Below are 15,440 nucleotides of genomic sequence, written 5' to 3'. Positions count from 1 at the left end.
TCCCCTCGGTTTCGGTCTAAAAAAATGTTCCATCACAGCGCCATTGCCAAATCTTTCTTGATCTCCCCATCTCCCCATCTTCCCCTCCTGGGAGGGGTTATACCAAGGGTGAAAAAAGAATGTGTTCGAATAGTAACAGGAATAAAAAGACAAATGCAGGATATGTCCTTTGACAAAGTGGTCGATCTTCGGAGCTTCCCGTAGGGTGGGATGGCGTACTTCGGAGCGGGTCTGCACTCTTCGGGTCTCGGAGCTGACCGACCATCGACCAAGAGAGCGGTGCGACCCCGCGACGACGCTAGTCGCACCTGGTAGCGCACCAAGACAAAAGAATGATTTGCGACCTGAAAAATGGTATTGAAGCTATTCCCATGTGACTCAGTCCTCCTGAGTTACCCTCCTGGGAGGGGCGGGGGTTGGTTGGGCACGCGGGTGGGTTGACTCCTCAGAAATATCCTAGCTATTTGTAGCAAATATTTATTATAGCGGTTTTCACAAAGGTAGACTACAAACAAAATATAAGTATGTTTGAAGTTTAATAATTACAGACCTAATAGCTGTATTCTATGTTAATGAAAACCGCTATAATTTGGTATTATATAAAATCCGGATAATTACTATATCCAAGTCATTGCGACTGGAACGGAGTGGAAGGAAGCAATCTCCACGCACCCCTGAGATTGCTTCCTATCGTCGCAATGACGACTATTCAACCGGATTCTATATTAGGGGTGGGTTCCCACACTATGAATCTAATTACAACAATGCTACCGGATTTGATATCATAGGTGGTATATGAAAAAAAGTTTACCTAATACCTAAAGACCTCAGAAATTGGATTTAAAACTCTACTTTGTTCAGGGGATCTAAAATCTTCTTTAATCAAGCTAGACTTCAAAAGTTCCGATCGCTTCTATGGCTATTTTTAATAACGAGTGATGTGAGTATCTTTTTAAAAGAATTAATAATGCTTCATCCAACTTAGCTTCCAAATCTTGATTTTGAATATCCACAATTATTTGATAGAGAAGTTCAAAAGTAATACGTTCATCTTTGATCAAAACAATATATTCGCCATTATCTGTATTTTTAAATTTATCTAATTCTGCGATACTTTTTTCACCACTAACTTGATACCCTCTAGCATCTCGATATAGATAAAACTTGAGGTGAGAATTTTTGGCTACTAATTCATTCCAGTTAGTCATCCGAGAAAAAAAGGCGTTACCTCCATCATATAAAAAACCTATAGCATAACCTTGAGTTTCTGTTTGAATAACCAGGTGGTCTGGAATTTTTTTAGGTCTATCAAAGGTCAGAAAATCTAACTTGAGAGATGGTTGAATTATTTTCAACGATTCAAAAATTTTCTCCAATTTTCCCCGGTCATCACTACTTGTAATAACTTGAGACTCACTATATTCTTCTTCTATTTGCTGATATTTTTGATTCAGGTAATCTCCGATAATTTTATTTGTATCAGTTTGAGTCTCCTGATGAATATATGTTTCACTATTTTGCTCAATTTTTGTTTCTAGATTCGATTCAATATTCAGTTTTTCAGCTATCTTCAGAACAACTTCTTTAATTTGTTTAATATCTGAGACCAAATTTTGTAAATTGGAATTATTCTGTAGTGCTATTTGACTATTTGTCTCAACTTTCAGATAATCGGGCAGGGGAATATTATGAATTTTATAATTATAGAAATCTGCAGCAGAATTAATAATTGAGCGTATAGAATTTTTACTTAATATCTTCTGAATTTCGTGTGGCGTGAAAAGTTGTTCAATCGTCATATTAATAGACTTAGATTTTTCATTAAGAATTGTTATTAGCTGTTCTTCAGATGGCTTATTTAAGAATACTTGACACTGAGAAATTCTATCGACAATAGAATCATCAAATTCTTGTTTAAACTGCTCCCATCGGTCTGGGAATAAATTTAGGATAATCAAGCTATTAGGAATATGAGTAAAAATTTCTTTAATTGCTTCTCCAAAACTGTGCAAAAGATTCTGATTATATTCCCTACCTAAACCTTCTAACTGGTCAAAGACAATAATTAAAGGTTCGTCTAAAAGTGATAAATAACCTAATACTTTTAACGCTTCTAAAGATACTTCTTCTCGATTGATGCTTTTATTCCAAGATGCTATTTTAACTTTATCTAATAATTTTTGAGGTACATCATTCATTGCCAACCATTCTCGAATTATGCGACGATAATCTATAGCTCTATATCCACAAAACTTGATAATTCCTTTGAATATTTCTGGTGCATATCCTGCCGTTGAATAATTTGTACTCCACCACATATAAGACCGATTTTCTATATGTTCCCAAAACTCTCGTTTAGCTTGAGTATCTGATGATAAAAAAGAGAGTAATTCCAGATTTCCATTTTTGACTAATTCTATAATTGTCTGGTCTTTTTTACTTTCTTTTTTTGGGTACAAATCTGGATTTTCTATAATAATTTCTTGAAAAATTTTGGCACAACTATTAGCAATCAAATATTCTAGTTGAGTATAGTTAATTTTTGGTATACATCTAATGAGCGATTCAAGTATACGACTATAAATATGATAAATAATAGCATCAGGATTATTCGGTTGACGGATAAATAAGAGTCGATTAGTTTTTAATCTGCTATTTGCCAGTCGCATCATCAGGTGAGTTTTGCCAAACCCTGGTTCCCCTACAACAACAACCCCTTTGCTTTGATGATTAATATCTTGTTTAATATCTTTGAGAGTAGATTGTATTCTGTGAAATTCTTTACTAAAAACATTATCCGCATCGCTATGTGTCTGAAAAGGATGATCGACTCGACTACTTCCAAATGGATTTTTTCTTTTTTGTAGTTGGACTTGAAGATGTAAATCGATCATAGGTACTTATAAGCAAAGTTTTAATAATATAGATTACTATACCTTATAATATTGATACCTAAAAGAAATTTTTTGGGCTAAACATAATGCGTCAGTTCTGATAATTTGACAATCAAAGAATGAATTAAGAACGGAAAATTTTGAGTTGCCTGAATTTTAGGCGTTGCTGAATTAGGGGATGAAATTTTTGGCAGAAGGTAAATCCCATTTTTTGTTTTTTATCAAAATAATTGGGTCCCATAACCCCGCCTTTTAAGGGGAAATATTTTTGTTTTTGCAGCGAAGCTCAAATCCTACTTCCCCTCCTGGGAGGGGGAGGGGCGAGGGGTGGGTTAACTTCTGACTTCTGTACGGGGGAATGGCTATTCGCCCCTACTGACTTCTGACTTCGTTAAACTTCCTGTGTTTGAGAGCCTAAAATTCATCCCGCACTCTATGCAACGCCATATATTTACTCATGTAGAAGCGATGTAGCTACCGCAGTTGCTCCGAATGGCGCTATATTCACAACCAAATTAAATCATCATCCTGTGAAGCTCCAAAAAACGGCAAGGTATTTCCCCCTTGCATCCCCAAAAAAATCGTGATAGTATTTTATTATTGGGGTTTACTCGCCCATACACATGACTTTTTATTCAACCCAAAAACAGCATTTCGTCACTGAATACATATAGAAGGGATACTCACACCATCAAAGCACTAGAAAAGTTATCATCCTGTGCAGCACTCCAAAAAGAAGTAGTGACACCGAAAAATTTTCACCTCATCAACACATCCATATATTTACTCATGTAGAAGCGATGTAGCTACCGCTAGGCTCCGCCAACGCTATATTAACTTTTCAATCCAATTATCATCCTGTGAAGCTCCAAAAAAAACGACAAGGTATTTCCCCTTGCATCCCCAAAAAAATCGTGGTAGTATTTTATTATTGGGTTTCACTTGCCCCTAAGCATGACTTTTTATTCAACCCAAGAACAGTATTTCGCCACAGAATACATATAGAACCCTCGATCATATTTTTGTCGGCGATTCAGTTTTTTTGCCAGGAGTCAGGAGTCAGGAGTCAGGAGGTAGAGGGAAGGTATAAGGGAAAAAGGTTGAAAAATACTTCCCATCTCCCCATCTCTTTTCCAGAAATTATCAATTGTTCCTCCCTACTCCCTACTGCCTACTCCCTACTCCCTCTTCTAATAAGGACTAGAATCAAGTTCTCCATTCTCGACACTAACTTGATAATCAGCAATTGATGGTCTATGATTCAAATCAAAAGTTTCACCATTTCCTTTTTTCCAGATTTTGAACCCACTAAAAGTTAATGGAATTTGAGGGTTACATTCCTCTGGTAAATGGTCTCCCAAGACAAAATAAACAAACCCATTTCCAACTACTTCAGCTAAACCACTTTTATCCACAATTAACGAAGTATCTTCATCAATACCAATACCTAAAGCAGTATCAGATATTCCATCTCTGAGCAAACGAGCAACAAATGTCATTAACCGACCCATGCGATCGCGCTCATAGAAGTGAGTATCAATAACAGTTCCCTGAAATTTTTGTCTGTAAAACAAACCTTCGTCAAGAGAAATATCTTCATAAGGGTCATTTAGTGCAGTTTTACTGGTGACTGTCTCAGAACAAGCATTAAAAACAAAATTACTTTGAATCATTGCACCAGCACTGGTTCCGCCAACTGCCCCACCTTTTGCAATAACAGAATTAACAGCTTTATCAACTTCCGTATTTCGATAATTCCGTAGGTATTGACACTGGTCGCCACCTGCAAAAAAAATTACTTCGGCATTCTCAATTGCGTCTACTATATTATGTTTTTGAGCATCTCTTCGATCAGAAATTATCAGAGTTTCCACTGAGTCTACCCCATCCATAGCTAGAATTGGTCGATTATAGGCATCGCTACCTGAGTCACGAATGACAATCACATCTACTTTCTCGCGACAAGAATTGCATCCTCGGACTTGATTAATCATCCACTGAATTGCAGAGTCTATATCAAGGCCACCACCACCAAAGTTATAAACTGGGCCACTGTACATTAAACTTAGATTAATAGAATTTTCTAAATAACTGTCGCTTTTTGCTTGGGTAGGAAAAATCAATGCAATGGTAATTATTAAGCAGAACATTACTATGACTTTGAGTAATTTTCTGGATAGGGAAGTTAGCAACAAAAACAAATAAGATAAAGAAATAAACTTCATAGATTTAGATAATTGTCTGACATAGTATTGTATAGCAATGCAAGCATTCAGCATTCAGCATTCAGCATTCAGCTGAATAGTTACAATAATTTTTTTTACTGAAAGATAACCTAAAATTAACCTACAAGCTCTAATATATATTAGTTTTGTTAATAATTTATAATATAAATGTCTAAATACAGCGCTATAGAAGTTAAGAATCTTGATAAAAAATTTAAAGGAAAACCTGCTTTGCAGCAAGTTAATATCTGTGTTGAAGCAGGAGAAATGGTAGGTTTAGTTGGTGCTTCTGGTTCGGGAAAATCTACTTTACTACGACTGATAAATGGTTTAGAGCATGGAGATCAAGGTACCATTTACATATTTGGTACAGCTTTACAAACAGATGGCATTTTTCACTCACATATTAGAAAATTACGTTGCCAAATAGGTTGTATTTTTCAGCAATTTAATTTGGTCAAGCGACTAACAGTAATAGACAACGTTTTAGTGGGAAACTTGGGGCAAATGTCTCTTGTAAATTCGGCACTACGTCTATTTACAAAAGAGCAAAAAATACAGGCACTTGCTGCATTGGAAAGAGTAGGAATTTTAGAACAAGCTTATAAAAAAGCTGCCCAACTTTCTGGAGGACAACAACAACGGGTAGCGATCGCTCGTTGTTTAGTACAGGGAGCTAAAATTATTCTAGCAGATGAACCCATAGCTTCTCTAGACCCGGAGTCTGCTCGGAAGATAATGGAATTATTATGCAAACTCAACCGAGAAAATAATATTACTATTGTTACTTCTCTACATCAAGTTCAAATGGTACGTCGGTATTTTGAACGTACTATTGCTCTGAGAGATGGAGAAGTTGTATTTGACGATCCAACAGTTAATCTGAGCGATCGTAAACTAGACGAACTTTATGGTGCAGCGGCAGAAGAATTAATATTGAAAGGTCATGGAGAATTAGTATAGTTAATTTATCAAATATTCAAGGGTGTGAAAATAAGTCAAAAGTAAGAATTAAGAATTAAGAAGTTAAAAGCCATGTGAAGTCAAAAGCAAGAATTAAGAATAAAGAATTAAGAATAAAGAATTAAGAAGTTAAAAGGGAGAAAGTTTTTGATCGCTAATTATCTGAACATGGTATTAAACCCAAAAGAAACAAAATTAGAACTTAATTTTCTGTGTAGAAATATATATAGCAATCCTAAATGAGTTGTGACAAATCAAAAAGTAGATAAAAAAACTGAAACTCCTACCTGTTCCCTGTTCCCTGTTCCCTGTTCCCTAAAAGCGGTAAGATTGTTATACACAAATAAAATAGGATTGCTATAAATAAAAATGAACAAAATAACTAATAATTTTAACCGTATTGATAAAACTATTATAGCTACTCCAGCAGTTATAGAAATGTTAGCCCAAGAAAAGAAACGAGTTACTAATACTCGCATAATGTTTGTATTGGGTGCTGCGACTGTTCTAGTTTTTTCTGCTCTACAAAGTGAAATAAATTTTTTAACTTTATTCCAAAAAAGCGGTAATATGGTTGAGTATATTCAGTCATATTTTCCCCCTGATTTTTCCGATTGGAAAATTTATTTAGAAGACACAATAATTACTATTTCAATGGGTCTTTGGGGAACTATTTTAGCCGCGATTTTCGCCGTTCCATTTTCGATTTTGGCATCAGAAAATATGAGTCCAATTTGGATTGTACAGCCTATACGTCGAATTTTAGACGCCATGCGGGCAATTAATGAAGTGGTATTTGCTCTAATATTTGTAGTAGCTGTTGGTTTAGGTCCCTTTGCTGGTGTTTTAGCTTTATTTGTACATACAGCAGGTACTTTAGGAAAACTTTTTTCTGAAGCAGTGGAGTCTATTGAACCTGGTCCCGTTGAGGGTATTCGTGCTACGGGTGCTAGTAAAATTCAAGAGATTATCTTTGGAGTAATTCCTCAAGTAATGCCTTTATGGACTTCCTTCGTCTTGTATCGTTTTGAATCAAATGTTCGTTCTGCCTCCGTGTTAGGAATAGTAGGTGCAGGTGGTATAGGAGTTTCTCTTTATCAAAGTTTTGGTTCGTTTTTGTATCAAAAAGTTTGTGCAATTTTAATTATTTTAATCTTGGCAACTTCAATAATTGATTTATTATCAGCAAAATTAAGAAATTGGTTAGTGTAGATAACGAGGGAGGAGTCGGGCCGTAGGGGCGATTCGCGAATCGCCCCTACAGGATTTTGGTTATGACAATATGGTTCATCAATTGGAAAAGCGCTGTAATTTGTTGGGTTTCGGGTTCCTCAACCCAACCTACGACTAGCCTGTGTTTGCAATTTTCCTCTTAATCCGTATATCCGTGGCATAATCCGTGTGAGCAACCCAACCTACGACTAGCTTGTTTTATTTTGAACCGATACCTCCATGAATTGTGACTCCGCTGCTGCCAGAAAGATCGATATCTATTTTATCTCCCCTATCTATATCACGCCCAGCAGTATTAGTCTTAATATTAACATCGCGCCCCGCTTGAATTTTCGCTTGCGCTTCTTGTCTAACTTCTTCCCAACCCCCTTCCGGTAAACCTTTACCCCCACGCAATAACGCTACGGGAAAATCTTCTGTTTGGGAAAATAAGTTAATTAAAATATAATAGTGGCTTTGTTGCATGAAAGTGCTAGAAGCATTATAAAACAAGGGTTAATCAAGAAAATCTATAAATGAGAAAGTGCTGCCCTGTAAGAGTTTCAGGATATTAGTGCAACAAAACCTATAACAGTCAAGAAAACTATAGAGCGATCGCGGTTTCTATTTATAGCTCGTCCCTTAAAAGTTAAAATTAATCAAACAGTTTCCGAACTTGAAAAGCATTTAGGTAAATCAATAACAGCTAGAGAACGAGAACGAATACAGATGATTTACTGGCTAAAAACCAGTCTAGTATCGACTCGCCCAGAACTGTCCAAGCTACTAGGTCGCCATGAATCAACTATTACACCTTGGATCACACTTGATCGGGGTTTGCACATTATGGAATGATTAGGCCAAAAATTAGTTTAGACTTTGAGTAAAAATCTCCAAAAAGAGGCAGTAGGCAGCTTTGCTGTAGGCAGTAGGGAACCCACCCCTCGCCCCTCCCAGGAGGGGGAGGGGAAATAATTGATAATTTATGTGTGAGAATTGATTTTATTTTGGATTTTTATCAGATGTCTATTTTAGCAATTGATTAATCCAAAATCCTGTTCATCAAAAATCTAAAATCATTTGTCACTGTGCAACGCCCTTGATCGAGTGGGAAAACTAGAAAAGCTGTTAGAAGTAAAAAATACACCATGGGAGCACCCACATTTAAGTTAAGATCCTAAGAGGTTGTTTGTAAAGAATTATGGGTAGTCCTGCATGGGTTTTGGTGAAGATATATATTTTTTAATTTCTCCCATACTCCCCATCCCCCCATCTCCCCATACTCCCCTCCTGGGAGGGGTTAGGGGTGGGTCCCCATCTCCCCACACTCTCTCTACCATTACTATGCACCACCACCGAATTATGAAGTGTTTTTACCCCTGGCAAATTGGGTATTTCAGCCTATAAATCTGGGATAAATAACCAAGTTGTTACAGTTTAAAGGTCAATCATTGTATATTAGACTTGTCGCTTTATAACTTAAAAATCCCCCAAAAACCTTGTTCTGTAAGGATTGTAGCTATTGGAGGGCAAAAATGCTGGGAATTATTGCTCTGTCTAGGTTAGAGTGATTTTTTCCCTTTATTTAGCGACAACTCTATTACAAAACTTTACAAACAGTCTCTAATATTTAAGTTAAGATGTTAATATTATACATATCAGGGTTAAAAACTAAAAAATTTATTCTATTCTTACAGTATTTGGGACTACTCATTAAAACTGTGAGTAAAAGTTAACCTCAAAACTACAAAAGATGTAGTTGGCAGAAAGCTTCTAGGCTATGAAAGTCACATTATGGTGCATGGCTGCTCATAAAGTCTAACGAGGTAAGTCAAAATGATTCGCGATCTGAGTCAAGTTTTGAGAAGGATTTTGGAAGATTCGAGACTATCGTCCAGGTTTCCAGAATTGGCGGAAGCCCAGATTTCCTTTGAGCGTCCGTCGGAAACTTTTAGTCCTGGGCAAACCACTGTTAATTTATTTCTGTACGACATTCGGGAACACCTAGAACTACGCAGTAATGAACCAAGTATCGAAATGCGAGGTGGACAGGCAATTATTCATAATCCACCAAAGCGCATAGCCTGTTCTTATTTGGTTACAGCTTGGCCTGTTGGCGGGGAAGAATTACCCCTGCAAGAACACCGATTACTTAGCCAAGTGCTGCAAGTATTCTCAGCGTATCCAACTATTCCAGAAATACCTTTTTTACAAAATACCGGACTGGCAGGGCAAGAACCACCCTTACCATTGGTAGCAGCTCAAGTCGATGGAGTGCAAAGTGTGGCTGAACTTTGGACGGCGTTAGGTAATCAATTACGTCCTTCAATCACAGTTACAGCAACTCTTTCTATTAAGGAACTGTTTGAGCCAGAACCAACCCCCATTGTCATTACTCAAGATTTACAATTAGGCCAGCAACTCTCACCATCCTCAGAACAACTTGTGCCAGGCACTGAACAAAGATTTTTCCGCATTGGTGGACAAGTTACAGATGTTAACAATCAACCTGTTGTGGGTGCAACAGTTATTTTGGTTGAGCGTAATCTTACTGCAGCCACTGATGGAAATGGACAGTACAGTATAGGAGCAATTCCTGCTGGTGCTTATACTTTGAGGGTGCAGTTAGAAGATTTATTACAGGAGGTTAATATTACTATTCCAGTAGAAAACACAACAAATAATTACAACCTACAACTATAAACAGTCCCACAACTATAAACACTAAATTCTGTTTAATCAAGGAGAAAACAGCATGCCACAATATCTCTCTCCCGGAGTCTATGTTGAAGAAGTTCCTCCCTCATCTCGACCTATTGCCGGAGTCGCTACCAGTATAGCTGGATTTATCGGGATTGTACCCCAAAGTATCCAACTTCCTGCCGAGCGTGTTGAAACTACTACAAATGGCACTACCACTATTACCTTCAAAGTAGAAGAAAAGACTCTTCCCGATGCCGGAATAGCTAAGTTAGTGACTAATTGGAGTCAGTTTGTTAGCACATTTGCTGACTTAGCTGGGGATAAGACTCTTGGGAATCTCACAGATGTAGATGAACCTAGTTTTGATACTGCTTCACTTAATAGCTGGAGTCTTTTTGCCCAAGCAGTTTACGGTTTCTTCAATAATGGTGGAACTAGGTGCTATGTCATCCGTATTGATAGTAATACAGAGTTAGCTGCTGCCCTCAATACTTTTGCCTCCATTGACGAAATTACCATGGTGGCTATTCCTGGCATCATTAGCCAAGCAGAACAAGAAGCTGTCATAGGACACTGTGAAAACCTCAAAGACCGATTTGCTATTCTTGATGGCCAACAAAATCCTGATCCTATTGACCGAGACAGTATTAAAGGTAATACCAGAGATAGTAACTATGCTGCTCTTTACTTCCCCTGGATCAAGGTTTTTGACCCTGCCAAACAAATTTTAGATCCATCAAGTAATGGTAGTATAATCCTGCCTCCTAGTGGACACTTGGCTGGGGTTTACTCACGAGTAGATGGAGAAAGGGGTGTCTTTAAAGCACCAGCTAATGAAGTCATTCGAGGTGCTTTAGATTTAGAATACAACCTCACGAAAGCAGACCAAGATGGTTTAAATCCTCTAGGAATTAATATCATTCGCTCTTTTAAAGGCAATATCAAAGTCTGGGGAGCGCGCACTCTAGGAGGCGAAGACAATGGAGAATATAAGTACATTAGCACCCGCCGCTATTTCAACTACTTACGGGAATCTATTGATGAGGGGACGCAGTTTGCTGTCTTTGAACCCAATAATCTAGCACTGTGGCAACGAATTAAACGAACAGTAGGGGACTTTCTGTTAAATGAATGGCGCAATGGGGCGTTGTTTGGGGAAACACCAGAGAAAGCTTTCTTCGTTAAATGTGACGCAGAAACTAATCCCAAAGAAGTCAGGGAGTTAGGACAAGTTGTAACCCTGATTGGGGTAGCAATTGTCAAGCCAGCGGAATTTGTGATCTTCCGCATCCAGCAAACGGCTGGCGAGTAGTAATCTGTTGAACCAACTAAAAAGGAGATTTAGTCATGGCAAGAGTTGATCCGTATAAAAACTATCGTTTCCTCGTGGAGATTGATGGAATTGTTCAGGCAGGCTTTTCAGAATGTAGTGGTTTTGGTTCTGAGGTAGAAATCGTTGAATATCGTGAAGGTGGAGACGATGCTACAGTGCGTAAACTACGAGGAAAAGCTAGTTATCCTGACATTTCTCTCAAATGGGGACTAAGTGATTCCCGTGAACTCTATGATTGGCACTTAGCTGCTGTCAATGGACAGATTGAACGTAAAAATGGTTCTATCATTCTGCTTGATGATACAGGACAAGAAAAAGTACGCTGGAACTTTTTCCAGGCTTGGGCTAGTAAGTATGAAGCACCTGGTTTAGATGCTAAGGGAAGTGATGTTGCGATTGATACCCTCACCGTGACTTGTGAACGTCTGGAGCGAGCTTAACGAAGTCAGAAGTCAACCCACCCCTAACCCCTCCTGGGAGGGGAAGTCAACCCACCCCTAATATAGAATCCGGTTGAATAGTTATTGTATAGTTGAGTGTAGGGGAGTAGGGGAGTGGGGGAGTAGGGGAGATTAAAGGCTTGAAGTAATTATAGAATTATCAACATATACTATATAAACGGATTCTATATAACCCCTCCTGGGAGGGGAAGTGATTTTGGTAACGGGGATTTGAGCCCCGCTCCAAAAATATTTCGCCGATCTTGGCGGGGTTTTAGACCCATACTTCCTGTTCCCTGTTCCCTGTTCCCTGTTATGAGTCTATAAAATCTGACTTTTGACTTTTGACTTTTGAATTCCGTGTCTATAAAATCTTACTTTTGACTTTTGAATTCCGTGAAACGGTATGATTATTCCTGAGCAAACAGCCATGTTACAAACTGAGTATGAGTTTACATTACCAGCAGGTTATGTGGACAAAGAAGGCACTTTACATAAGGAAGGGATAATGCGACTGGCAACTGCTGCCGATGAAATTATACCCCTGAAAGACCCTCGCGTACAATCTAACCCAGCCTATTTAATTGTCATTCTGCTATCTCGAGTTATAACCAGACTAGGTTCCGTAGAAGTGATTAATCCTAAAGTGATTGAAGGATTATTTGCTTCTGACTTATCCTATCTACAGGATTTGTACAATCGCATTAATGGCAATGGAACGCGATCGCTCCAGATTACCTGTCCTCACTGTGAAAATGATTTTGCTGTGGAGTTGGACCTATCGGGGGAATTTTAGGCTACCCCCTGGACCAACTCCATCAGGAGGTAGCCTATCTGGCATATCACTTCCATTGGCACTATGAATCAATCATGGTAATGGAACACAGGGAAAGGAGACGGTGGGTTGAGGAAGTTGCCCAGATCAATAGGCGTTTGAATGCCCAAACCGGGCAGATAGAGTTTACCTAAAGACTAAGAGAATTAGCGATCGCGATTCAACAGCTTACTATTGGTACTTTTAAGATGGAAGATTATCCTTTACACCCTTCTAATAATCCAAGTAGTTTAACCTTGGGCAAACGTATACAGCGACGAGTGGTTGAACCTGCTGGGGTAATTAATACCCAGCAGCTACATTGCCATTACCAAGCTACTCAAGGAATAGCTGGACGACTTGTACAAAGGTTAGGGTTACCGGAACAGGTAAAATTCCGCTATGGCTCTGGAGTTTTGCAACCTACATCAATAATTCAACGTCTGCAGCGACAGCGCACGGAATCAGCGGAGGTTCTTAATGAGCAATTTCCAGCAACTCCTGACGCTCACTCAGCAATGGGAGAAATGGTTCAACGTTCTATACCGCCTCAATCAAGGCAGTTTCAGAATAGTAGGGAGATTCAAGGGAGAAGCACTAATAAATTAGGCAGATATCACACAAATCCCCTGCAGCCATCTATAACCCAGAAAGCAACGGTAATGACAAAGCCAGTGGAAAAAAAACCACAATCTGACACTTCTGTTGTGAAGACAAGTAGGGGAGAAACAAACCGACCATTTCGGATTAGTCGCAAAGCAACTGTTTCAGAAGTTAATGTCAGCAATCTAGGAGCTAAGGTTGAAGCTGAACCTAACTTTAAACAGAATCAGGATTTGCCTCTTAACCAAGCTACTAACCAATTATCGACAAGTACGGTTCAAACAAAAGCAGATACTTCTGTTAATCCCAATAGTTTAGTAACTGCAACCCAGCCAAAAACTAATCTACCTCTGGTTAAAGGGATTATTCAAACTAAAGCAGAAGATTTTAACCTAACTTCAATCGTACCAAAGACTGATTCTGGAAAACGGCAAGTAGATACTCATTCAAATTCTCATCCTACAGTAACTGAAACTCAACTTCAAACCAGTAGAGCTTCCCTACCTGCTTCCCCTGAGACATCTGGTAATTTTCGGATTAGTCGCAAAGCAACTGTTTCAGAAGTTAATGCCAGTAATCTAGGAGCGAGGGTTGAAGCTGAACCTAACTTTAAACAGGAGCTGGATTTGCCTCTTCCCAAAGCTACTAACCAATTATCGGCAAGTACGGTTCAAAGGAAAGCAGATACTTCTGTTAATCCCAACAGTTTAGTAACTGCAACCCAGCCAAAAACTAATCTACCTCTGGTTAAAGGGATTATTCAAACTAAAGCAAATGAGGAGCTATCCACTGATAATTTTCGGATTAGTCGCAAAGCAACTGTTTCAGAAGTTAATGCCAGCAATCTAGGAGCTAGGGTTGAAGTTGAACCTAACTTTAAACAGAATCAGGATTTGCCTCTTACCCGAGCTACTAAATTATCGACAAGTACGGTTCAAAGGAAAGCGGATACTTCTGTTAATCCCAATAGTTTAGTAACTGGGACCCAGCCAAAAACTAATCTACCTCTAGTTAAAGGGATTATTCAAACTAAACCAGAAGATTTTAACCTAACTTCAATCGTACCAAAGACTGACCTTTCTCAATCTCGGCCTTTATCCTTACAGGGACAAAAATCAAACTTACCTTTACAACGATCGCCAGAACCATCGATCGCCAGTAACCCTAGTTCTGAGTTAAACATGGTTTGGCTCAAAAGCACCGATGCTTTACAAGCTAATGAGGGATTATCCACCAAAAATCCTTATAGTGAGAAAATTGCTCTACCTCTAGCAATAACTCCCATAAATACTCATGGTGTCCTCGCTCGTCAAACAACTAATACAGTAGATAATTCTACAGTTCAGTTGGCAATGGACGGAAATTCTACAACGCCAATGTCTGCTCCAGAAACAGCATCAGGGGCATCGGTAGATGTCGCCAAAGTTGCTGAACAAGTAAGTAGGATTCTGGGTCGTCAACTTGCAGTAGAAAGGGAACGTCGGGGGATTGGGAAATGGTAATAGGACAACAAAAATTAGCAAAATTGACAATTACTCCTTTAGAAAAGCAGGGGGAACAGTACAACAGGTTGCTGAAAAAGGCAATTTCAGTGCAATTTAATCCAGAAGCTTATTCTATCACTAAATCCGTCAACTGGGGACCACCGGAAAATTCCAGTGGACAAGGAACAAACACTCAAAGACAAGTTAATGCGCCCACTGTGGAATTTAAAGGCGGTGGCAGTCGTCAGCTCACTTTGGAATTATTTTTCGACGTGACTGAAGCAGTTAATGGGGAGGATGTGCGACAAGAAACTAATAAAATTGTAGCTCTAACTCGGATTGAGCGAGACGAAGCTCATCCGCGAGTTTGCGAAGTGGCCTGGGGTGAGGCTCCTGTAGGTTCTGATTTCCCCTTTATTGGCGTAATTACCAGTTTGACGCAAAATTTTACGCTTTTTAAAGGCAATGGAAAACCCCTGAGAGCAAATTTGAGCGTTAGTTTCTTAGAATTTCTAGCTCCGTTAGTAGACAAACGGCACACCGATCCTGAACTGACCACCCGTATTATCAAGCGTGGTGATACTTTAAGTAGTATAGCAGCCCAAGTTTACAGAAATCCTAAACTATGGCGGATTATTGCTGAAGCCAATCAGCTTGACGATCCACGCAATCTAGAAATGCAGATTGGTCGCACCTTAACTATTCCAAAACTGGGTTGATATCAAATCCGGTTGAATACTTGTTATATAGTTGGGATGGGGGGATAGGA

General features: G+C 38.8%; 14 protein-coding genes. 10 read left to right on the top strand and 4 right to left on the bottom strand.

Translation table 11 applies throughout. The annotated features are described in order from the left end of the window. Window positions 1-887: 887 nt before the first annotated feature. Window positions 888-2,894, bottom strand: a complete 2,007-nt coding sequence (locus tag D5R40_RS04015) for an ATP-binding protein (RefSeq protein ID WP_124145283.1) — start codon at window positions 2,892-2,894, stop codon at window positions 888-890. A gap of 1,190 nt (window positions 2,895-4,084) precedes the next feature. Further along, window positions 4,085-5,119, bottom strand: a complete 1,035-nt coding sequence (locus tag D5R40_RS04010; protein ID WP_124145282.1) for a cyanophycinase — start codon at window positions 5,117-5,119, stop codon at window positions 4,085-4,087. Between the two features lie 168 nt (window positions 5,120-5,287). On the opposite strand from D5R40_RS04010, the gene phnC reads away from it, so the two are divergent. Then, window positions 5,288-6,082: a phosphonate ABC transporter ATP-binding protein gene (gene phnC / locus D5R40_RS04005; RefSeq protein WP_124145281.1), complete on the top strand. Its 795-nt coding sequence runs from the start codon at window positions 5,288-5,290 to the stop codon at window positions 6,080-6,082. 369 nt (window positions 6,083-6,451) lie between these two features. Continuing rightward, window positions 6,452-7,294: a phosphonate ABC transporter, permease protein PhnE gene (gene phnE, locus D5R40_RS04000; protein ID WP_205127384.1), complete on the top strand. Its 843-nt coding sequence runs from the start codon at window positions 6,452-6,454 to the stop codon at window positions 7,292-7,294. A gap of 219 nt (window positions 7,295-7,513) precedes the next feature. Here phnE and D5R40_RS03995 read toward each other — a convergent pair whose 3' ends face one another. Further along, window positions 7,514-7,780 carry a hypothetical protein gene (locus tag D5R40_RS03995; RefSeq protein ID WP_124145280.1) on the bottom strand — a complete coding sequence of 89 codons (267 nt, stop codon included), beginning with the start codon at window positions 7,778-7,780 and terminating at the stop codon, window positions 7,514-7,516. Window positions 7,781-8,023: 243 nt separating this feature from the next. Here D5R40_RS03995 and D5R40_RS40740 point away from each other — a divergent pair, with 243 nt between their 5' ends. Then, the gene (locus D5R40_RS40740) at window positions 8,024-8,149 is read left to right on the top strand and encodes a hypothetical protein (protein WP_275670383.1); all 126 of its coding nucleotides are present in this window, start codon (window positions 8,024-8,026) and stop codon (window positions 8,147-8,149) included. A gap of 344 nt (window positions 8,150-8,493) precedes the next feature. Here the strand turns inward: D5R40_RS40740 and D5R40_RS34545 are convergent, their stop codons facing one another. After that, the gene (locus D5R40_RS34545) at window positions 8,494-8,634 is read right to left on the bottom strand and encodes a hypothetical protein (protein ID WP_161564557.1); all 141 of its coding nucleotides are present in this window, start codon (window positions 8,632-8,634) and stop codon (window positions 8,494-8,496) included. A 496-nt stretch (window positions 8,635-9,130) separates the two neighbouring features. On the opposite strand from D5R40_RS34545, the gene D5R40_RS03990 reads away from it, so the two are divergent. The 7 genes from D5R40_RS03990 to D5R40_RS03960 all read left to right on the top strand — a co-directional run bounded on the left by D5R40_RS03990 (window position 9,131) and on the right by D5R40_RS03960 (window position 15,390). After that, the gene (locus D5R40_RS03990) at window positions 9,131-9,997 is read left to right on the top strand and encodes a Pvc16 family protein (RefSeq protein ID WP_124154266.1); all 867 of its coding nucleotides are present in this window, start codon (window positions 9,131-9,133) and stop codon (window positions 9,995-9,997) included. A gap of 52 nt (window positions 9,998-10,049) precedes the next feature. Further along, window positions 10,050-11,309, top strand: coding sequence for a phage tail sheath family protein (locus D5R40_RS03985; protein WP_124154265.1), 1,260 nt, complete (start codon window positions 10,050-10,052; stop codon window positions 11,307-11,309). 35 nt (window positions 11,310-11,344) lie between these two features. After that, a complete protein-coding gene (locus D5R40_RS03980) occupies window positions 11,345-11,770 on the top strand; it encodes a phage tail protein (protein WP_124154264.1) in 426 nt (141 codons plus the stop codon). Between the two features lie 406 nt (window positions 11,771-12,176). Then, window positions 12,177-12,566 carry a phage tail assembly protein gene (locus tag D5R40_RS03975; protein ID WP_339379410.1) on the top strand — a complete coding sequence of 130 codons (390 nt, stop codon included), beginning with the start codon at window positions 12,177-12,179 and terminating at the stop codon, window positions 12,564-12,566. Next, window positions 12,551-12,739 carry a DUF6760 family protein gene (locus D5R40_RS41845; RefSeq protein WP_338043194.1) on the top strand — a complete coding sequence of 63 codons (189 nt, stop codon included), beginning with the start codon at window positions 12,551-12,553 and terminating at the stop codon, window positions 12,737-12,739. The genes D5R40_RS03975 and D5R40_RS41845 overlap by 16 nt, the downstream gene beginning before the upstream one ends. 54 nt (window positions 12,740-12,793) lie before the next feature. Beyond that, the gene (locus D5R40_RS03965; RefSeq protein ID WP_124154263.1) at window positions 12,794-14,689 is read left to right on the top strand and encodes a hypothetical protein; all 1,896 of its coding nucleotides are present in this window, start codon (window positions 12,794-12,796) and stop codon (window positions 14,687-14,689) included. Beyond that, window positions 14,683-15,390, top strand: a complete 708-nt coding sequence (locus tag D5R40_RS03960; RefSeq protein WP_124154262.1) for a CIS tube protein — start codon at window positions 14,683-14,685, stop codon at window positions 15,388-15,390. The genes D5R40_RS03965 and D5R40_RS03960 overlap by 7 nt, the downstream gene beginning before the upstream one ends. Window positions 15,391-15,440 lie beyond the last annotated feature (50 nt).

Origin of the sequence: Okeania hirsuta (genome assembly GCF_003838195.1) — a bacterium.
GTDB classification, from domain to species: Bacteria; Cyanobacteriota; Cyanobacteriia; order Cyanobacteriales; family Microcoleaceae; genus Okeania; species Okeania hirsuta.
This window is presented reverse-complemented; position numbering and strand designations above follow the sequence as displayed.